Origin of the sequence: Derxia lacustris, assembly GCF_002105195.1 — a bacterium.
Lineage (GTDB): Bacteria > Pseudomonadota > Gammaproteobacteria > Burkholderiales > Burkholderiaceae_E > Derxia > Derxia lacustris.
In genome coordinates this window covers 674,804-694,862 of record NZ_MUHU01000002.1, presented here as the reverse complement: position 1 = coordinate 694,862, position 20,059 = coordinate 674,804, and the positions used below count along the sequence as shown (strand labels likewise).

The window sequence follows — 20,059 nt, the reverse complement described above, 5'->3', positions numbered from 1 at the left end:
GCCCCCGGCACGCCGGCGCCTTCGATGCAAGCCGAACAGTCAATCCCGCGTGTAAAGCCCAGGCAGATCGAGCAAGGTCTCCAGCTCGGCCAGCGCGCGCGCCACCTCGGCCGCCAGCGCCGGATCGCGCAGATCGTCGGCCACCAGCCGGTCGCGGTAATGCCGCCCGACCCAGTCGGCCAGCCGCGCATGCAGCGCCGGCGTGAACAGCACGCCCGGATGCACCGCCGCCGCCTCCTCGGCCGTGAGCGCCACGCGCAGCCGCAGGCAGGCCGGGCCGCCGCCGTTGCGCATGCTCTCGCCCAGTTCGCAGACCAGCACGTCGGCGATCGCATCGCCCGCGTCGAGCCGGTCGTCGAGCCAGCGCGCCACGCTGTCGATGCGCCGGCATTCGGCCGGCACCACCAGCGTGAAGCGGCCATCCGGCCGGTCGAGCAGCTGGCCGTTGAACAGATAGCTGCGTACCGCGTCGGCCAGCGACAGCTCGATGCTGCTGACGCGCAGATGGCGCAGCGGCAGCGGATCGAGCGCGCGGCGCAGTGCGGCGAGCGTGCCGTCCTCGTCGGCAAAGGCCAGCTCATGCGCCAGCAGCAGGTCGCGCTGACCGAGCGCGATCACATCGTTGTGGAACACGCCGGCATCGACGGCGGCCGGATGCTGCTGCGCATGCACGACGCGGCCGGGCGCCAAGCCGTGCAGCCGGGCGATGGCGCGGCCGGCCTCGTCGGTCTGGCGCGCCACAAAGCGCTTGGGCGCGGGCCGGCTCGGATCGAAGGCGCTGGCGCCGTAGACGAACAGTTCGACGCCCGGCTCGCCGTGGCTGGCGGCCAGCCGCACCTGATTGGCCGCGCCCTCGTCGCCGAGCGCCGGGCTGGCGGGCAGCGCGTCATGCACGACGAAATGGCTGGCGTTGCCGAACACCCGCCGCAGCAGTCGCGCGGTAAAGCGCTGCTCGCCGGCGCGGTGCAGCTTGGCGTTGAGATTGGCGACGGTGAAATGCACCCGGCCGTCGGCGCAGTCGGCCGAGGGGCTGACGCTGGCGGCATTGGCGGTCCACATCGCGGCGGCCGACCAGGCGGCGGCCAGCAGCGCCGGTGCCTCGCGGCCGGCGCGGTCGAGCGTGGCGGCATCGCGGCCGGCAAAGCCCACGGCGGCGAGCAGGTTCCAGTCGGGCCGGGGCTGGGGCGGCAGCAGCGCCTGGGCATGGCCGCGATCGGCCAGCGCGCGCATCTTGGCCAGCCCTTGCAGCGCGGCCGCGCGCGGATTGGACACTGCGGCGCGATGCTCCTGTGACGCGAGGTTGCCGCGCGACAGGCCGGCGTGATGATGGGTCGGGCCGACGAGGCCGTCGAAGTTGAATTCGCGTGCGGTCATGGATTCACAGACGGTAGATGCGGACCGGATCGGCAGCGCCGACACACAGTAGCGCGAGCGCCTCGGCATCGAGCGGCTGTGGCGCGGCCGCATCGCCAGGCCAGGCAATGGCGCGAAAACCGGCCAGCGCGGTGTTGGCGACGAGCCAGTGCGCGACCGGTCCGGGCGCAGTCGCTGCGGCGCTTGCCGGCGCCGCACTCGCCGCACTCGCCGCACTCGCCGCCGCGCCGCGCGACCGGCTGCGCCGCTGCCCGACCGCGCCGGCCGCGATCCGCCGGCTGTGGCGCAGCACGCGCAGCTCGGCGATGCGCGCCTGCAGCACCGGGCCGGCGTCGAAGATGTCGACATAGCCCTGGTCGCGCAGCCCTTCGGCCTCCAGCAGGCGGCGCGCCGGCAGCGTGGCCGGATGCACGCGGCCGACCGCCTCGCGCGCGGCACGCGGCAGCAGGTCGAGATAGAGCGGGTACTTGGGCATCAGCTCAGCGATGAAGGATTTGCGGCCGCGTGCCGAAAGATCGTCGGCGCGCTCGAAATCCATGCCGAAGAAGCAGCGGCCCAGGCCTTCCCAGAACGGCACGCGGCCGTCCTCGTCCTGGTAGCCGCGCAGCTCGGCGCAGATTTCCTCGCCGAACAGGCTGCGGAACTCGGCGATGAAACCGAGCCGCGCCTTCGATAGCAAGCGCCCCGCCACGCCGCCGCGCCAGTCGCTGCGCAGCAACAGGCTGCACAGCTCGGCCGCGCCGGTGAGGTCGTTGACCAGAAAGAGCGTGGGCATGGCGTTCCAGATGCCCAGCTCGCGGCTCGAATGCACCAGGCTGCCGACGCGGTAGTTGTAGAAGGCCTCGTCGAGGCCGACCGCTGCGCGCACGGCCGACACGCCGCCAAGGCTGCCGTCGGCGCTGTCTTCGAGCACGAACAGGTAGTCGCGCTCGGCCTCGGGCAGCGTCTGCGCGAACGAGCCGGCGACGCGGTCGAGCCGCTCGGCCAGCAGCGCGCGGTCGGGCTTGAGCGTGGTCAGGCCGCTGCCGGCGCCGCGCGCCAGGTCGAGCAGGGCATCGAGATCGTCGGCAACGGCGGGGCGGAGAAAGCGCATGGGCGGCTCGGTGCGGGATTGGGCTGCCGATAAGCTGGCGGCATGAACGGAAATCTTCTTGCAAATCGCGTGCGCCCCGGCCTGCTGGCGCTGGCCCTGCTGGCGCCAGCCGCGCCGCTGCATGCCGAACTCGACCGGCTGATCGTGCCTTGCGGCGCCGCCGTCTGCGTCTGGGATCGGCCCCGGCTGACGCCGCCGCCCGGCTGGGCGGTGGACGAGGAATGGAGCCCGCGCCTGCAGCAGCTGGTGCTGGTGCCGGTCGGCAGCTCGCTGGCCGAGGCGCCGGCGCGCATCGTGGCGCGGGTGGTCGAGGCCGAGGTGGCGCCCGATCTGGAACGGCTGATCGGCCAGGAGCAGGACCGCGCGCTCGGCGGCTCGCTCACGCTGACGGCCACGCGCGGCGCCGATCTGCCGGCCGGCAGCGGGCCCGACTGGCCGACGCTGACCGTCGCCAGCGCAAACGCCGATGCCGGCCGGCAGACGCTGGCCTTTGGCCGCGACGGCGCGGCCTGGGTGGTGCTGCTGCTCGATGCGCGCGATGCCGCCGAACATGAGCGTGCGCTGCCGGCGCTGCGGGCGCTGCTCGCCGGCTATCGGCCGGTGGTGGGCGGCGTGCTGTCGGCGGCGGCCGGCGCGGCACGCCGCGCGAACTGAACGCCGAGCAGGATCGCCACGCCGCCGGCGATCTGCGCCGGCCCGAGCGCCTCGCCAAACAGCGCCCAGCCGGCCAGCGCCGCCACCAGCGGCTGCACCAGCAGCGCCACGCTGGCCAGGGCCACCGGCAGATGCGCCGCCGCCTGCGCGATCAGCGTCTGCCCGGCCACCTGGGTCACGACGGCCAGCGCCAGCAGCACGCCCCAGCCGGCGGCGCTCGCGGGCAGCAGGCGGGCGCCGGTCAGCTGGGCGAATGCCAGCGCCACCGGCAGCAGCAACGCCGCGCTCAGCGCGCTCGACCAGGCCATCAGCCGCAAGGCGTCGTGCCGGGCGCGCGCCTGCTTGATGGCCGCGAGATAGCCGGCATAGAAGACGGCGGTCGCCAGTCCGAGCGCATCGCCGAGCGCGGCATTGGGCAGCGGCGTGGCGCCAGCCGCGGCAGGCCGCGCCACCAGCGCGATCGCGCCGGCCAATGCCAGCGCGCCGCCCAGCACAAAGCGCGCGCCGGGTCGCACACCGGTCAGCCACCAGGCCGCCAGCGTCACGACGATGGGCGCGAAATTGGCCAGCAGCGTCGCATTGGCCACCGTGGTCAAGCCGATGGAGAAGTGCCACACGCCAAGGTCGGCGGCAAAGCAGGCCGCCGAAGCCCAGACCGCGCGGTCGCGCAGCGCGCCGGGGACGGCGCCGGGCCGGCGAGCGGTCAGGCGACCTGCGCCGCGCCCGGCGAGCAGCGCCAGCAGCGGCGCGGCCAGCGCCATGCGCCAGAACGCGCTGGCCACCGGCCCGGTCTCGGCCAGCCGCACGAAGATCGCCGCAAAGCCGATGCAGCTGCCGCCGGCCAGCAGGATGAGGAAGGGAATGAGGGGCGGACGCTGCCCGCCCCGGCCGGTGATGGCGGGCGCCACCACCGCGTCAGGCCGCACCGATCAGCGGCTGGCCGAGGCGCGCGGCGTGGCGGCCGCGCCAGAAGCGGCCACGGCCGTCTTGGGCTTGGCGGCGCGCGTGGCCTTGGCGGGAGCCGCCTCGGCATAGGCCGGCGTCGGCACCGCCGTGGTCAGCGTCTTGGAGATGAGCTGGAAACGGCCGTCGCTGCGATGCAGCCAGGACTCGGAAAAGATGGTGTAGCCGATGCCGAGCGTGGTGTTGGCGGGCGGCGCCGGCAGCGGCTGGGTCGACACCACGCTGGCCAGCGCGAACTGGTCGAGCTTGTCGTCGCCCGACGAACGCACGACCCAGGCGCGGTCGATCTTGCCGTCGCTGTGTACTTGCAGGCCGACCACGGTCACGCCCTTGAGCGCGGTATCGGCCGGACGCGGCGCGTCCTGCTTGAGCGCGGTGCGGGCGGCGCCGGCGATGTGCTCGGCCACCACGCGCTTGTAGGCGTCGACATCGGCCTTGGCCGGTTCGAGCACGATCGGCTCGGGCGCCGGCAGCGGCGCCGGCTGGCCCAGTTCGGTCGCCGAAATGGTTTCAGGCGCGGGCTGGGACGTGGGCGCCTCGTTCTTCGGCTGATTGGCACAGGCGGCCAGCAGCAGCAGCGGCGAGGCAAGCGTCAGCACGCGCGAAACACGATGGAAAACGGTCATGAATGGCTACTCCGTTGGAAGGCAGGACGATTTTATTCCCGCGTTCAGGCCGGTTTCCTGCGCTGACGCAGGGCTTCATACAGGCAGACGCCGCTCGCCACCGAGACGTTCAGGCTCTCGACCGCGCCGGCCATCGGGATGCTGACCAGCTCGTCGCAGGTGTCGCGCGTGAGCCGGCGCATGCCCTCGCCTTCGGCGCCGAGCACCAGGGCGATCGGGCCGCTCAGGTCGGCTTCAAAGATGGTCTTGGGCGCGTCGTCGGTGGTGCCGATGATGCGCAGGCCGGCGTCCTTCATCTCGCGCAGGCTGCGCGCGAGATTGGTCACGACCACGTAGGGCACCGATTCGGCCGCGCCGCTCGCCGCCTTGGCGACCACGCCGCTCAGGCCGGCCGCGCGGTCCTTGGGCGCGACCACGGCATGCGCGCCGGCACCGTCGGCCACGCGCAGGCAGGCGCCCAGGTTGTGCGGATCGGTGATCGAGTCGAGCACCAGCAGCAGCGCATCCTCGCCCTGCGGCAGCAGATCGAGCACGTCGTCGAGCGTGCGGGCGATCTCGATCTCGTCGACCACCGCCACCACGCCCTGATGGCGGTCGTTGCCGGCCACGCCGTTGATGCGCGCCGCATCGACCGGCGTGGGCTTGAGCCCGGCCTCGGTGGCGCGGGCAATGAAATCCTGCATGCGACGGTCGCGCCGGCTCTGCTCGACATAAAGCTGGCGGATGCTGGCCGGCGCGTGGCGCAGCCGCGCGGTGACGGCATGAAAGCCGTGCAGGACCTTGCTGGGTTTGGTCATGAATGCTCTGGAAAAAACGGGCCGCGCATGATGCCGCAGCGGCCGGAATGAAAACCGGCGCACGGCCGGTGAATGACGTTGTCGCGGCGCTCGGGCCGCCTCACGGAGCGATCAGCGCGGCTTGCGCGGACCCTTCTTGCTGGCGCCGCCGGCCGAACCGCCGCCGTTGCCGCGCGCCTTGCGCAGCTCGCCGCGCCGCTGCTTGGCCTGGGCGCCGGCCTTGGACGCCGCCACCTTCTCGGGCGTGCGCTTGGGCGCGCTGCGCTTGGCCGGCGCGGGCTTGGCATCGCCGGGCTCGCCCGATTGCAGGCGCCCTTCGGCCGCCACGACGCGCGCCGCCGCCTTCGACAGCTCTTCATGCGTGGTCGCCTTCACCAGCCGGAAGTCGATCTTTCGCGCTTCGAGGTCGACGCGGCTGACCTGCACATGGATCGCGTCGCCAAGCCGGTAGCGCTGGCCGGTGCGCTCGCCGCGCAGCTCATGGAAGGCCTCGTTGAACTGGAAGTACTCGGCGCCCAGTTCGCTCACATGGCACATGCCCTCGACATAGAGGTTGTCGAGCGTGATGAACACGCCGAACGGCGCAATGCCCGAGATGCGGCCCGAGTACTGCTCGCCCACGCGCTCGCGCATGTAGAAGCACTTGAGCCAGGCCTGCACATCGCGGCTGGCGTCGTCGGCGCGGCGCTCGTTGGCCGAGCACATGGCGCCGAGCTGGCCCCAGCGCTCATGCACCTCGGCCTGGGCCTGCTTGCCGCGCGCGCTGCGGCTGCGCAGATCGGCCTTGACGTGCTCGCCCTCGCCGGCCGGCGTGGCGGCATCCGGCACGTACTGCCGGCCTTCGAGAATCGCCTTGATCGTGCGATGCACCAGCAGATCGGGATAGCGCCGGATCGGGCTGGTGAAGTGCGCATAGGCCGCATACGCCAAGCCGAAGTGGCCCACGTTGTCCGGCGAGTAGATCGCCTGCTGCATCGAGCGCAGCAGCACCGTTTGCAGCAGCGGCGCATCGGAGCGCTGCTTGATGAGCTCCATCAGCGCGGCGTAATCGCCCGGCGTGGGCTCGTCGCCGCCGCCCAGGTGCATGCCGATGGTCTTGAGCAGCGTGCGCAGATTGGCCAGCTTCTCGGGCGTCGGCCCTTCGTGAATGCGGAACAGCGACGGATGCTTGCTGCGCAGGATGAAGTCGGCCGCGCTCACATTGGCCGCGAGCATGCATTCCTCGATCAGCCGGTGCGCATCGTTGCGGGTGCGCGGAATGATCTGCTCGATCTTGCCCACGGCATTGCAGACGATGTAGGTCTCGGTCGTCTCGAACTCGATCGCGCCGCGCTTCTGGCGCCCGGCCAGCAGCGTCTTGAACAGGTCGTAGGCGTCCTGCAAGTGCGGCACCAGCGCCGCCCGCCTGGTCGGCAGCTGCGACGCGAACTCGGGGTTGGACAGGATGTTCCAGACCTCGGTGTAGGTGAAGCGCGCCTGGCTGTGCATGACCGCCGGGTAGAACTGGTAGGCCACGATGTCGCCAGCGGTGTCGATCACCATGTCGGCCACCAGGCACAGACGGTCCACGTCGGGGTTCAGCGAACACAGGCCGTTGCTCAGCTTCTCCGGCAGCATCGGGATCACGCGGCGCGGGAAGTAGACCGAGGTACTGCGTTCCACCGCGTCGGCGTCGAGCGCATCGCCGGGCGTCACGTAGTGGCTCACGTCGGCGATCGCCACCAGCAGCCGGAACAGGTCCTTCTTGGTCCGGCCGCGCCCGGTGCTGAAGCGCTCGACATAGATCGCGTCGTCGAAGTCGCGCGCGTCCTCGCCGTCGATGGTCACGAGCGGCACATCGCGCAGATCGACGCGCGCCTTCAGATCCTTGGCGCGCACCTCGTCGGGCAGCTTGGCGGCCAGCGCCTTGGCCTCGTCCGAGAACACATGCGGCACATCGAACTTGCGCACCGCGATCTCGATCTCCATGCCCGGATCGTCGATCTCGCCCAGCACCTCGATCACGCGGCCGATCGGCTGCGAATAGCGCGACGGCTGCTCGATGATCTGCGCCACCACCACCTGGCCCGGCTGGGCGGCACGCTGCTCGCCCGGCGGAATCAGGATGTCGTGCTTGATGCGCTGATCCTCGGGCACCACCACGAACACGCCGCGCTCGCTGATGAAGCGGCCGACGAGCTTGTCGGTACGCCGCTCGGTTACCTCGACGATGCTGCCTTCCGAGCGGCCATTGCGGCCCATGCCCGAAATGCGCACCAGCACGCGGTCGCCGTGCAGCACCTTCAGCATCTCCTTCGGCGGCAGGTAGATGTCCGGCGCGCCGTCATCCGGATGCAGAAAGCCGAAGCCGTCGCGATGGCCGATCACGCGACCGGCGATGAAATCGAGCTTGGTGGCGAGCAGCAGCACGCCCTTGCGGTTCGGCAGCAGCTGGCCATCGCGCTCCATCGCACCGATGCGGCGCGAGAAGCCTTCCATTTCGCGCTCGGTCACGCCGAGCTGCGCGGCCAGCTGAATGGGGGTGAGCAATTCCGGCGAGGAGGCACGCAGAACACGAAGAATGTCTTCGCGGCTCGGGATGGGATACGGATGGGAGTCGGACTCTTGCGACACGTTGGACACTGGGCTTTGCATTTTTCGTTTGAATACTCTATAGTCGCAGTCTTTCGCAGTTCACGAAACAAGCAGTCAGCAGCAACGACAGCGACGTGATTTGCGGGAAATCCACCTGCCCAGGTGGCGGAATTGGTAGACGCACTAGTTTCAGGTACTAGCGGGTAACTCCGTGGAGGTTCGAGTCCTCTCCTGGGCACCAAACTCTCGGTGACGCTTTTGCAGCGTTCATCGGTTGCCACAAAGCCGGATGCAGCAAGCTTTAACGCTGCATCCGGCTGGCATAAATCCCCGAAATTCAAAGACGACTTCGACAATCGAACTGGATTGGTCGGAGTTTTTTCGTTTGTGCGCCGGCTCTTGACCGCGCAGCCGATTACATCGACTTTCTTGATCGCCTCGAGCTCATCTTGGGTTGACGCTGGATTGCAACACTTCAGCGCCAACCCTCTCCGACCATCCCACCGCTCGGCCATCGATCCGCCTGGATCAACTGTCGCAAGGCTGGCACATCGGCTGGGACATGCGGTCAAGACTGTGCGCCGTCCTCGCTGCGCCGCTGGGCTGCACGCCTCAGCAAGGTGTCGATGCGCATGTGGTCGTACAGCTCGAAGGGCTGATGAATCCACGGGTTGTCGGTGAGGAACTTGACCGCGTAGTCGGGCTTGTAGACCGAGTGCGCCTTGTGCCAGAGCACGGCGGTACGCACTTCCTCGATCTGCGGGTACTTGGCGCGCAAGTGGTCGATGACCTGGATGATCGTCTTGCCCGAATCGGCCAGATCGTCGATGAGCAGCACACGCCGGCCCAGTTCGGGCACGACCGACGTGAAATGCGGCGCAATCAGCAGCGTGCTCTGCTTGGTGCCCGAATCCTCGCGATAGGAACTGGTCGTGAGGATGGCGTAAGGCTTGTCGAACAGCCGCGAGAACACGTCGCCGATCCGCGTGCCGCCACGCGCGAGGCAAACGATCTGGTCGTACTCCCAGGCCGACTCGTGCACCAGCACCGCGAGATCCTCGACAAGGTCGTGGTACTGCTCCCAGGTCACGAAGAGATCGTTCATGCGGAAAGCTCCGGTCAGGCCTTGAACGGGTGGCGCTGGATGATGGTCTGGGCGCGGTCGGGGCCGGTCGAGATGATGTCGATCGGCACGCCGCACACCTCGCTCAGCCGCTCCAGATAGCGGCGCGCGTTGGCCGGCAGCTTGTCGTACTCGGTCACGCCGAAGGTGGATTCGGTCCAGCCCTCGAATTCCTCGTAGACCGGTTCGCAGCCCTCGACGCTCTCGGCGCCGAACGGCAGCAGGCCGACTTCCTTGCCGTTGACGCGATAGCCGACACCGAGACGGATTACCTCGAAGCCGTCGAGCACGTCGAGCTTGGTCACGCACAGACCCGAGATGCCGTTGAGCTGGGCCGAGCGGCGCAAAGCTGCGGCGTCGAACCAGCCGCAGCGACGCGGCCGGCCGGTGACCGAACCGAATTCCTTGCCCACCTCGGCGATCTTGCGGCCGACGTCGTCGAACAGCTCGGTCGGGAACGGGCCCGAGCCGACGCGCGTGGTGTAGGCCTTGGTGATGCCGAGCACGTATTGCAGCCGCTGCGGACCGACGCCGGCGCCGGCACAGGCCGCGCCCGCCACGCAGTTGGAGCTGGTGACATAGGGATAGGTGCCGTGGTCGATGTCGAGCAGCGAGCCCTGCGCGCCCTCGAACAGCAGGTTCTCGCCGCGCTCGTTGACTTCGTAGAGCAGCGCCGAGACGTCGCCGACCATCGGTCGCAGGCGCTCGGCATGGGCCAGCGCCTCGTCGCGCGTGCGCTCGAAATCGACCGCCGGCGCGCCGAGATAGTTGACCAGCATGAAGTTGTGGAAATCGAGCACCTCGCGCAGGCGGGTCTCGAAGGTTTCCGGGCGCAGCAGATCCTGCAGGCGGATCGCGCGGCGCGCGACCTTGTCTTCATAGGCCGGGCCGATGCCGCGACCGGTGGTGCCGATCTTGGCGTCGCCGCGCTTGGCTTCGCGCGCCTGGTCGATGGCGATGTGGTACGGCAGGATCAGCGGGCAGGCTTCGGAAATGCGCAGACGGCTGCGCACGTCGAGGCCAGCGGCTTCGAGTTCCTCGATTTCCTTGAACAGCGCCTCGGGCGACAGCACCACGCCGTTGCCGATGTAGCAGACCACGTCGGGCCGCATGATCCCCGACGGAATCAGCCGCAGGATGGTCTTGCGCCCTTCGATGATGAGGGTGTGGCCGGCGTTGTGGCCGCCCTGGAACCGGACGACGCCACGGGCGTGATCGGTGAGCAGGTCGACGACCTTGCCCTTGCCTTCATCGCCCCATTGGGTACCGATGACGACGATGTTGCGGAAAGCAGCGTTCATGGTGTTCAGGCCCGTGCAGGCTGTTCGAGCGAGCGCACCTGCCAGCCTTCGGCGGTGCGGACGATGTTGCGGTCGCAACTGAATTCATCGGGATCGTGCTCGTGACCCGGGAAGTCCTGGATCACGATTTCGCCCTCGGCGCGCAATGCGCGCACCAGGGCATGCAGCGCGGCGTCGTCGGACCACGGCGCGCGGATCGCGAACCGTGGTGCCGGATCGGGCAGCAGCGTGGCCAGCTCGCGCAGGTCGAGCGAGAAGCCGGTGGCGGGCCGGGCGCGACCGAAGGCGCGACCGACTTCGTCGTACCGGCCACCGCGCAGGATGGCGGCGGGCCAGTCAGCGCAGTACACGGCAAAGGTGAGGCCCGTGTGGTACTGGAAACCGTGCGGATCGGCGAGATCGACAGTCACGCGTGCCGTCGGCAGCGAGGCCGCGAGCGTGGCGAGATCGTCGAGCGCGCGGCCGACGGTGGCGTCGGCCGGCAGCGCGTTGCGGGCCCGCTCGATGACCGAGGCATCGCCGTAGAGGCCGCACAGCGCCTCGAAGGCGGAGCGCGCATCTACGTCGAGCGCGCTGCTCGCGCGGATCGCGGCCACGTCCTTGCGTCGCACTGCCGCGACCACCTCGGCAGCCGCATCGCCGGCAATGCCGGCGCTTGCCAGCAAGGCCCGCACGATGCCGACATGCGACAGATCGATGCGCACCGAACCGGCACCGGCCTGCGCCAGGGCGCCAAGCGCCATCTCGCAGATCTCGATATCGGCCTCGATGCCGGCATGACCGTAGATCTCGGCACCGATGAGGATGGGCTCGCGCGACGCATGCAGGCCGCGCGGGCGCGCATGCAGCACGCTGCCGCAGTAGCAAAGTCGGGCGATGCCGCTGCGGTTGAGCAGGTGGGCGTCGATGCGTGTGACCTGAGGCGTGATGTCGGCACGCAAGCCCATTGTCCGACCCGAAAGCTGGTCGACGAGCTTGAGCGTGCGCAGGTCGAGATCGCTGCCGGTGCCGGTGAGGAGTGACTCGATGTACTCCAGCATCGGCGGCATCACGAGCTCGTAGCCGTATCCGCGGAAAAGGTCCAGCAGCGAACGGCGCAACTCTTCGAGAATGCGCGCGTCGGCCGGCAGAAGATCAGAGATATGTTCGGGGAGCAGCCACTTGGGCATGGCCGTGCGCGCCTCGCGGCGCGAAAAAGCAAAACGTCGATTGTAGCCCCAGGCCGCACCCGCCTCAGCGACGCGGTGCGGACGAGCTCCCGGACTGCCTGAAATAGCGGAAAAAATCCGACGAAGGATCGACGACCATCACATTGCCGCCCTTGCCAAAACTGGATTTGTAGGCTTCGAGGCTGCGATAGAAGGCCGCGAATTCCGGATTCTGGCCAAAGGCTTCGGCGTAGATGGCGCCGGCCTTGGCATCGCCCTCGCCCTTCACCGTCTGCGCTTCGCTGTAGGCCTGCGCCAGGATGATTTCGCGCTGGCGATCGGCATCGGCGCGGATCTTCTCGCCCTCGGCCGAGCCGATGGAGCGCTGCTCGTTGGCCACGCGCTTGCGCTCGGCCTCCATGCGGCGGAACACCGATTCGGAAATCTCGGGCACGAAGTCGACGCGCTTGAGGCGCACGTCGATGATCTCGACGCCCAGGCCGCGCACCCGCTCGGCGACCGCCTGCGTCACCTCCGCCATGATCGCGTCGCGCTGCGACGAGCTCACATCGTTGACGGTGCGGCGCGTGACGGCGTTTTGCAGCGCCTCGCGCACGATGATGCTCATGCGGTCCTGCGCGCCGCGCTCGCTGCCCTGGAAGCTCACGAAGAACAGCCGCGGATCGGCGATGCGCCACTTCACGTAGGTGTCGACGAGCAGATTCTTCTTCTCGGACGTCTGCACGCGGTCGGCGTCAGGCGTGTCGATGGTGAGGATGCGGCGGTCGAAGTAGGCCACGTTCTGGAACGGCGGCGGCAGCTTGAAGTACAGGCCCGGCTCGCGGATGTCGCGCTTGAATTCGCCGAGCGTGAAGACGATCGCGTACTGGCGCTGGTCGACGACGAAGACGCTGCTGCCAAACAGCAGCAGGCCGGCGATCAGCACTGCAATCGAGAGGAAACGCTTGTTCATTGCCATGGGGACGCGTGTGGGCCGGTCAGCGTGAGTCGCGCTCGCGCGCGCGCAGGAGATCGCGCGAACGCGAATCGCCCGAGGTGGAGTCGTGCTGCGGCGCTGACGCACCGGCAGGCGAGCTGCCCGAGGCTGCGGCACGCGCCGGATCGGACTGGGTCTGGCGCATCAGCTGCTCGAGCGGCAGGTAGAGCAGCGGGCTGCTGCCACGCGTGTCGACCAGCAGCTTGGAGGTGTTCTGGTAGATCTGCTGCATCGCGTCGATGTACATGCGGTCGCGCATGACGGTGGGCGCGCGGTTGTACTCGGCCAGGATGGACTTGAAGCGCGCCGCATCGCCGGTGGCCGTCTCGACGACGCGCTGGCGATAGCCCTCGGCCTCCTGCGTGAGCCGCGACGCCGCACCGCGCGCCTTCGGGATCACGTCGTTGGCATAGGCCTGACCTTCATTGATCTGGCGCTCGCGGTCCTGGCCCGCCTTCACTGCGTCGTCGAAGGCCGACTGCACCTGTTCGGGCGGCTGGGCCTGCTGGATCGCCACGCTCTGCACAAGGATGCCGGTCTTGTAGCGGTCGAGGATGCCCTGCATCACCGAGCGCACTTCCTCGGCCACGTCGGCACGGCCCTCGTACAGCACCGAGTCCATCTTCTGGCGGCCGACCACGGCGCGCATCGAGGTTTCGGCGGCCTGCTTCACCGCGTCTTCGGGGCCGCGGTTCTGGAACACGAAGTCGGCCGCGCCATCCTCGCGGATGCGGTACTGAACGGCGAACTGGATGTCGATGATGTTCTCGTCATCGGTCAGCATCAGTGCCTCGGGCAGGATCTTGGTGCGCGCGCCGCCGCGATAGCCGACCTCGACCGTGCGCAGCTCGGCCACGTTCACCAGCTCATGCGCCTGGATCGGATACGGCAGCCGCCATTGCAGACCGGCCCGGCTCGACGTCGACGAGTACTCGCCGAAGGTGGTCGTGACCGACTGCTGACCTTCGGGAACGATGTAGAAACCGCTCGCCAGCCAGATCAGCGCCGCAGCGCCCACCGCCAGCCCGATGCCGACATTGCCGCCGACACCCGACGGGCCCGGCTGCGCCGACGGCGGTTCCGCGCCCGGCTTGCCGAACAGCGCCGAGATGCGGCGATTGACATTGCGCCAGAGCTCTTCCAGGTCGGGCGGACCGTCATCGGGGCGGCGGCCGCCCGGATCGGAGTTGTCCTGGAGGGCCAGCGAGGGCTTGCGCGAAGCGCCGGTCATAGTGAGTCGTCGGGAAGAGGTGAGGAATCGGCATCGTCGGGCAGGGCCGGATCGACGAGCCCGGAGGGACGGCTGGCATTCGCGCGCTCGGCGATGGCGGCGCGCAGCAGATCGATGCCGGCACCGGTGCGCGCGCTGAGCACGATGCGATCAACGCTGCCGGCCTCGTTGCGCGAGGCTTCGGGATCAAGCCCGGCCGCATCGGCCTTGTTGAACACGATCATCTGCGGGATGTCGGCCGCGCCGATCTCGCCGAGCACCGCGTTCACCGCCGCGATCTGCGCATGGCGCGACGGACTCGACGCATCGACCACATGCAGCAGCAGATCGGCATGCACGGTTTCTTCGAGCGTGGCCTTGAAGGCTTCGACCAGCTGGTGCGGCAGCTCGCGGATGAAGCCGACCGTGTCGGACAACACCACCTGCCCCACGCCATCGATCCAGATGCGGCGCGTGGTCGTGTCGAGCGTGGCAAACAGCTGGTCGGCGGCGTAGGCCTTGGCGCGCGTCAGCGTGTTGAACAGCGTCGACTTGCCGGCATTGGTGTAACCGATGAGCGAGACACTAAAGGTGCCGCGACGTTCACGCGCACGGCGTTGCGTGTCGCGCTGGGCCTGGAGCTTGCCGAGCTTGATGCGCAGCTGCTTGACGCGCTCGCCGATGAGTCGGCGGTCGGTTTCTAGCTGGGTTTCGCCCGGGCCGCGCAAGCCGATGCCGCCCTTTTGCCGTTCCAGGTGAGTCCAGCCGCGCACGAGACGCGTGGCCAGATGCTGGAGCTGGGCCAGCTCGACCTGGATCTTGCCTTCGTGCGACTGGGCGCGCTGGGCAAAGATGTCGAGGATGAGGCTGGTGCGGTCGATGACGCGCAGGCCGATCACCTGTTCCAGGTTGCGCTGCTGCGCCGGCGAAAGCGCATGGTTGAACATGACCAGATCGCAGTCGTCGGCGCTGGCCGCGAGACGGATCTCGTCAGCCTTGCCCGAACCCACGAAATGCTTGGGGTCGGGCGTGGAACGCTTGCCGCTGACGCGGCCGACCACCTGAGCACCAGCCGAACCGGCCAGCAGTTCGAGTTCATCGAAGGAGTCGGCGAAGTCGCTGTCGCCGAAATCGACGCCGACGATCAGGGCGCGGGCCCGGTCATCCTGCGTCGACTTGCCGGAGCGCGCGCTGCGGACCCCAAACTCGCCGATGCCGCCGGCGAGACCTTCTGCGGGAGTGATGCGTGACAACGCGTGTGCCGTCACTCGGCTTGCGGCTCGACCTGGAAGTGCACCGCGCGGGCGGGAACGACCGTGGAGATTGCGTGCTTGTAGACCATCTGGGTCACCGTGTTGCGGAGCAGCACGACGTACTGGTCGAAGGACTCGATCTGACCCTGGAGCTTGATGCCGTTCACCAGGTAGATGGCGACCGGAACGTGCTCCTTGCGCAGGGTGTTGAGGAAAGGATCTTGTAGCAGCTGGCCCTTGTTGCTCATGTGAGCTCCGATCGAGGAAATGTTGTTGTGATGTTCGCCCTCGCGTCAGGGCGCCCGGCGCACCTTACCCCAAGCGAAAGCTTCGGGGCAACTTGGGCTCCCGGGCATTCAGTGACAAGTCGTCACGATGGCGGGAAGCCCCTGATGCTCAGTCGCGCTCGCGCGAATCGAAGGGGTTGGCGGTGCTGCGGTACTCGATGCGCAGCGGCGTTCCCTCGAGCGAAAACTGCTTGCGGAAGCGCCCTTCGAGGTAACGCGTGTAGTGCGCCGGAATGTTGCCGAGCCCGGTGCCGTGCACCACCACGATGGGCGGATTCATGCCGCCCTGGTGCGCATAGCGCGGCTTGGGCCGCGACAGCCCGTGCCGCGGCGGCGCCTGATGCGCGACCGCATCCTGCAAGGCGCGCGTGAGCTTGGGCGTCGACAGCTTGCGGAACGCCGCATCGCAGGCGCCGGCGACCGACTTCATCAGTGCGCCGACGCCGCGGTTGTGCAGCGCCGAGATGAAATGCAGCTTGGCGAAGCCCATGAACTGCATCTTGCGGGCCAGCTCGCGCTTGACCCACTCGCGCTTGTCTTCGTCGAGGCCGTCCCACTTGTTGACCGCCAGCACCACCGCCCGGCCCTGCTCGATGACGAAGCCGGCGATGTGCGCATCCTGGTCCGAGATTTCCTGCTGCGCGTCGAGCATGAGCACGACCACGTTGGTGTCGGCGATGGCTTGCAGCGTCTTGACGACCGAGAACTTCTCGACCGCCTCGAACACCTTGCCGCGCCGGCGCAGGCCGGCGGTGTCGATCAGCGTGTAGGGCCGGTCGGCATGGTCGAACTCAACCTCGATCGCGTCGCGCGTGGTGCCCGGCATGTCGAAGGCGATCACGCGCTCCTCGCCGACCAGCGTGTTGATGAGCGTGCTCTTGCCGACGTTGGGCCGGCCGACGATGGCGATCTTGGTGCGACGCGGCCGCTCGGACTCGTCGACTTCCTCGTCTTCGGGGAAGGCTTCGAGCACCAGCTCGATCAGCTCGTTCACGCCATCGCCATGCGCCGACGAGATCACGCAGGGGTCGCCGAGGCCGAGCTGATGGAAATCGGCCGACAGCATGGCCGAGCGGTTGTCGCCGGTCATGCCTTCGGCCTTGTTGACCGCGACGGTGCAGCGCACGCCGCTCTTGCGCAGCCGCTCGGCGATCAGCTGGTCCTGCGGCGCGAGGCCGGCGCGGCCGTCGACGACGAACACGACCGCATCGGCCTCGGCGATGGCTTGCAGCGTCTGCTGGGCCATGGCGTGGAGGATGCCGTCCTTGGCGACCGGCTCGAAGCCGCCGGTGTCGATGACGAGATAGGGCCGCTCACCGGTGCGACCTTCACCGTAATGGCGGTCGCGGGTGAGGCCCGGCAGATCGGCGACGAGGGCGTCGCGGCTGCGCGTGAGCCGGTTGAACAGCGTTGACTTGCCGACATTGGGTCGGCCGACGATGGCGATTACAGGTTTCATTCAGCTCGGTTCATTCGGTCGCGACGGCCACCACGGCGCCGTCGGCGGTCTGCACGACGAAGCCGCGCGCGGCCGGTTCGAGCGACACGGGCGCGCTGCGGATCGCGCTGCCGTCGGTGGAAAGGCGGCCGATGAGCGTGCCCTGCTCGCGGTCGAAGAAATGCAGATAGCCGCGATAGTCGCCGGCCACCAGGCTGCGGCCCCAGGACAGCGGTGCCGCAAGGTCGCGGAACTTGAGCTTGTCGTTGGTCCACAGCAGCGTGCCGTTGTCGCGCGCAAAGGCTTGCACGACCGACTGCTCGCTCACGCCGTACACGCGGCGCACATCGGCGGCCGGGCCGGCACCGGCCGAGAAATCGCGCGCCCAGATGGTCTGGCCGTTGGCGCCGTTGAGGCAGCCGATGCGGCCCTGATAGGTGGCGCCGCAGACTTCACTGCCCTCGACCACCGGCGCGCCGACCACGTCGACCACGCGCTCCAGCTCGGTCGTGCCCTTGGCCTGCGCGATGGCCACGTCGAACACCACCTGGCCGCTGGCGATCTTGACGCCGAGCAGCCGGCCACCCGGGAAGGCGGCGAGCAGCGTGTCGCCGGCCAGCGTGATGCCCGACGGCACGCGCAGCGTCAGCGCCGGCACCGGGCGGATCAGCACCCACTTGCGCTCGCCGGTGGCGAGGTCGAGGCCGTAAAGCCGTGAATCGGACGAGCGCACGACGGCGATGCCGCCGCCGAGCACCGGCGTGCCAAGCAGCTCGGCCGGCACCGTCGCGCGCCAGCGCTGCTTGCCGGTATCGAGCGCGAAAGCGGCGACCTGCCCGTCGGGGCCGCCGACGACCACCGTGCCGTCGGCCACGCCCACGCCGGCCGAGATGCGGAAGCCCGCATCGACGCGCCAGCGCTCACGACCGCCGACCGCATCGATGCGCACCAGCCGGCCGCCGGTGGACGCGGCCACGACCGTGCCGTCGACCACCGCCGGCACCAGCGGCCAGTTGCCGTCCGAGCCGAGCTTGTCGGTCCAGAGCGTGCGCGCCGGCACGCTCGATTGAATCGCGGTCAGCTCGGCCGGCACGCGTTGCGGCGTGGAGCCGCAGGCGGCCAGACCGGCAACGAGGGCGATTGCGCAAAGACGGGAGAAGCGCGTCATCTCAAGCCTCCCCGAGCGCGTCGCGCTTGATTTCGATGATCTGGCGCAGGCCCTGGTTCTCGCGCTTGAGCGCGAGCTTTTCGAGCGCCTCGACATAGGCCTTGCGCGCCTCGGCCTTGTTGCCCTGGGCCTGATAGATGTCGCCGCGCCGGTCGGCCGCCAGCGCCTCGAACGACGCCGGAATTCCGCTCGCGATGGCCTTGAGCGCGCCGTCGTAGTCCTGCTGATCGGTCAGCACGGCCGCGAGCCGCAAGCGCGCCATCGCCGCGAATTCCTCGACCTTGGCATTGGCCACGACCCATTCGTAATGCGCCTGCGCGGCCTTGAAATCCTTGGCCGTGGCTTCGGCCTTGCCGGCCACCAGCGCGCCCATCGAGGCATAGGGCGAGCGCTTGAAGTCGGCCGTCAGGCTGCCCGACAGGCGCTTGACGTCGTCGAGCTTGCCGGCTTCGCTGGCTTGCAGCAGCTCGTCATAGACCAGCGAAGCGGCGAGCGCCTGCTGATGCTGCCAGCGCTGCCAGCCGATCCAGCCGCCGAAGGCGACCGCCGCCAGCAGGATGCCTGCGGCAATCGACTTGCCCCAGGTTTGAAACCAGGCCTTCAGCGCGTCGAGCTGTTCCTGTTCTTGGTGGTCGTATGCCATTCGAATTCGTGGGATGGATTGGAAGAAGGCGGGCGCCGGGCCCGCCGCGCGGAGCGCGAGTCTGCGCTCAGTCGTCGCGGTCGCCCGCGTTGCCGAAGCCGAACACCTCCAGCATGCGCAGCGGCAGGTGCGATACCGGCATGCGCTCCTGGCTGCCGGCGCCCTCGCCGGTCTCGTCGCGCATGTGCTTGAGCGTGACCTCGTTCTTGGCCACCTCGTCCTCGCCGAGGATGACGGCGAAGGCCGCGCCGGCAGCATCGGCCTTCTTCATCTGCGACTTGAAGCTGCCTTCGCCGGCATGCACCAGCACCTCGATGCCCTGGTCGCGCAGCAGTTCGGCCACCTGCACGCCGAGCTGCTGGGCGCCCTCGCCCGAATGCACCACATAGACGTCGACGCCTTCCTTCGCCTCGACATTGCCGTCGCGCAGCAATTCGAGGATGCGCTCGACGCCCATCGCGAAGCCGCAGGCCGGCGTCGGCTTGCCGCCGAGCAGCTCGATCAGGCCGTCATAGCGGCCGCCGCCGCAGATCGTGCCCTGGGCGCCAAGCCGCGTGGTCACCCACTCGAACACGGTGAGGTTGTAGTAGTCGAGCCCGCGCACCAGCTTGGGATTCACCTCGAACTGGATGCCGCGCATCTTGAGCAGCCGCTTGAGCTGGTCGAAATGCAGCCTGGATTCGGCGCCAAGGTAGTCGAGCAGCTTGGGCGCGGCATTGGCCACTTCCTGCACCGCCGGGTTCTTGGAGTCGAGCACGCGCAGCGGATTGCTGTGCAGGCGGCGCTTGCTTTCCTCGTCCAGCACCTCGGCATGCGCCTCAAGGTAGGCGATGAGATCGGCGCGGTGCCGCGCGCGCTCCTCGGCATTGCCGAGCGAATTGATCTGCAATTGCACGTCGCGGATGTCGAGCTCTTCCCACAGCCGCGCGCACATGTAGATGAGTTCGGCGTCCACGTCGGGGCCGCCAAAGCCGAGCGCCTCGGCGCCCACTTGGTGGAACTGGCGGTAGCGCCCGCGCTGCGGCCGCTCGTGGCGGAACATCGGGCCGGTGTACCAGAGCCGCTTGCCGCCGTCATACGTCAGGTTGTGCTCGATGGCGGCGCGGCAGGCCGAAGCCGTGCCTTCGGGGCGCAGCGACAGCGGTTCGCCGTTGAGCGAGTCGGTGAAGCTGTACATCTCCTTCTCGACGATGTCGGTGTGCTCACCGACGCCACGCTTGAACAGCGGCGTGTACTCGACGATGGGCGTGCGCAGCTGGCGGTAGCCGTAGGCGCGCATCAGGCCGCGCACCGTGTCCTCGAAGTAGTCCCACAGCGGCGCATCCTTCGGGAGGATGTCGTTCATCCCCTTGACCGCGCCGAGCTTTTCGATTTTTGACATGAGCATTCTTTCGTGAACGGCCCGCGCGC

18 protein-coding genes and 1 tRNA gene are annotated in these 20,059 nt (G+C 68.8%); 2 read left to right on the top strand and 17 right to left on the bottom strand.

Annotation, left to right across the window (positions count from 1 at the left end; all coding sequences use genetic code 11):
* Window positions 1-39 precede the first annotated feature (39 nt).
* Window positions 40-1,374 (bottom strand): N-succinylarginine dihydrolase, encoded by a 1,335-nt coding sequence (astB, locus tag B9P64_RS04850; protein ID WP_085315064.1) that lies wholly within the window; start codon window positions 1,372-1,374, stop codon window positions 40-42.
* Window positions 1,375-1,378: 4 nt separating this feature from the next.
* On the bottom strand, window positions 1,379-2,467 hold the full coding sequence (locus B9P64_RS04845) for an arginine N-succinyltransferase (RefSeq protein ID WP_085315103.1): 1,089 nt from the start codon (window positions 2,465-2,467) through the stop codon (window positions 1,379-1,381).
* 42 nt (window positions 2,468-2,509) lie between these two features.
* Between B9P64_RS04845 and B9P64_RS04840 the strand changes: the two genes are divergently transcribed.
* Window positions 2,510-3,121, top strand: coding sequence for a hypothetical protein (locus tag B9P64_RS04840; RefSeq protein ID WP_139826144.1), 612 nt, complete (start codon window positions 2,510-2,512; stop codon window positions 3,119-3,121).
* Here B9P64_RS04840 and B9P64_RS04835 read toward each other — a convergent pair.
* The 4 genes from B9P64_RS04835 to rnr all read right to left on the bottom strand — a co-directional run bounded on the left by B9P64_RS04835 (window position 3,058) and on the right by rnr (window position 8,141).
* Window positions 3,058-4,047, bottom strand: coding sequence for a DMT family transporter (locus B9P64_RS04835; protein ID WP_235839889.1), 990 nt, complete (start codon window positions 4,045-4,047; stop codon window positions 3,058-3,060). The two genes, B9P64_RS04840 and B9P64_RS04835, sit on opposite strands and share 64 nt — an antisense overlap.
* Window positions 4,048-4,050: 3 nt before the next feature.
* Window positions 4,051-4,710 carry an energy transducer TonB family protein gene (locus B9P64_RS04830; RefSeq protein ID WP_085315062.1) on the bottom strand — a complete coding sequence of 220 codons (660 nt, stop codon included), beginning with the start codon at window positions 4,708-4,710 and terminating at the stop codon, window positions 4,051-4,053.
* 44 nt (window positions 4,711-4,754) lie between these two features.
* On the bottom strand, window positions 4,755-5,507 hold the full coding sequence (gene rlmB, locus B9P64_RS04825) for a 23S rRNA (guanosine(2251)-2'-O)-methyltransferase RlmB (protein ID WP_085315061.1): 753 nt from the start codon (window positions 5,505-5,507) through the stop codon (window positions 4,755-4,757).
* A gap of 111 nt (window positions 5,508-5,618) precedes the next feature.
* Window positions 5,619-8,141: a ribonuclease R gene (gene rnr / locus B9P64_RS04820; RefSeq protein ID WP_085315060.1), complete on the bottom strand. Its 2,523-nt coding sequence runs from the start codon at window positions 8,139-8,141 to the stop codon at window positions 5,619-5,621.
* Between the two features lie 96 nt (window positions 8,142-8,237).
* Between rnr and B9P64_RS04815 the strand changes: the two genes are divergently transcribed.
* Window positions 8,238-8,322: transfer RNA gene (locus B9P64_RS04815), tRNA-Leu, on the top strand.
* A 327-nt stretch (window positions 8,323-8,649) separates the two neighbouring features.
* Here B9P64_RS04815 and B9P64_RS04810 read toward each other — a convergent pair.
* The 11 genes from B9P64_RS04810 to hisS form a co-directional block, all read right to left on the bottom strand.
* Entirely contained in the window at window positions 8,650-9,186 is a 537-nt protein-coding gene (locus B9P64_RS04810) for a phosphoribosyltransferase (RefSeq protein ID WP_085315059.1), read from the bottom strand.
* 14 nt (window positions 9,187-9,200) lie between these two features.
* On the bottom strand, window positions 9,201-10,505 hold the full coding sequence (locus B9P64_RS04805) for an adenylosuccinate synthase (RefSeq protein WP_085315058.1): 1,305 nt from the start codon (window positions 10,503-10,505) through the stop codon (window positions 9,201-9,203).
* 5 nt (window positions 10,506-10,510) lie between these two features.
* Entirely contained in the window at window positions 10,511-11,674 is a 1,164-nt protein-coding gene (locus tag B9P64_RS04800; RefSeq protein WP_085315057.1) for an ATP phosphoribosyltransferase regulatory subunit, read from the bottom strand.
* A 64-nt stretch (window positions 11,675-11,738) separates the two neighbouring features.
* Window positions 11,739-12,626 carry a protease modulator HflC gene (gene hflC, locus B9P64_RS04795; protein WP_085315056.1) on the bottom strand — a complete coding sequence of 296 codons (888 nt, stop codon included), beginning with the start codon at window positions 12,624-12,626 and terminating at the stop codon, window positions 11,739-11,741.
* Between the two features lie 25 nt (window positions 12,627-12,651).
* The gene (gene hflK, locus B9P64_RS04790; protein ID WP_085315055.1) at window positions 12,652-13,881 is read right to left on the bottom strand and encodes an FtsH protease activity modulator HflK; all 1,230 of its coding nucleotides are present in this window, start codon (window positions 13,879-13,881) and stop codon (window positions 12,652-12,654) included.
* Window positions 13,878-15,008 (bottom strand): GTPase HflX, encoded by a 1,131-nt coding sequence (gene hflX, locus B9P64_RS04785; protein WP_235839891.1) that lies wholly within the window; start codon window positions 15,006-15,008, stop codon window positions 13,878-13,880. Before hflX ends, hflK begins: the two co-directional genes overlap by 4 nt.
* A gap of 116 nt (window positions 15,009-15,124) precedes the next feature.
* Window positions 15,125-15,361, bottom strand: a complete 237-nt coding sequence (hfq, locus tag B9P64_RS04780; protein ID WP_085315054.1) for an RNA chaperone Hfq — start codon at window positions 15,359-15,361, stop codon at window positions 15,125-15,127.
* 148 nt (window positions 15,362-15,509) lie between these two features.
* Window positions 15,510-16,859: a ribosome biogenesis GTPase Der gene (der, locus tag B9P64_RS04775; protein WP_085315053.1), complete on the bottom strand. Its 1,350-nt coding sequence runs from the start codon at window positions 16,857-16,859 to the stop codon at window positions 15,510-15,512.
* Between the two features lie 10 nt (window positions 16,860-16,869).
* Window positions 16,870-18,006, bottom strand: coding sequence for an outer membrane protein assembly factor BamB (gene bamB, locus B9P64_RS04770; protein ID WP_176256719.1), 1,137 nt, complete (start codon window positions 18,004-18,006; stop codon window positions 16,870-16,872).
* A gap of 1 nt (window position 18,007) precedes the next feature.
* Window positions 18,008-18,649, bottom strand: a complete 642-nt coding sequence (locus tag B9P64_RS04765) for a YfgM family protein (RefSeq protein WP_085315051.1) — start codon at window positions 18,647-18,649, stop codon at window positions 18,008-18,010.
* Window positions 18,650-18,716: 67 nt separating this feature from the next.
* A complete protein-coding gene (gene hisS, locus B9P64_RS04760) occupies window positions 18,717-20,036 on the bottom strand; it encodes a histidine--tRNA ligase (RefSeq protein ID WP_407919675.1) in 1,320 nt (439 codons plus the stop codon).
* Window positions 20,037-20,059: the final 23 nt, after the last annotated feature.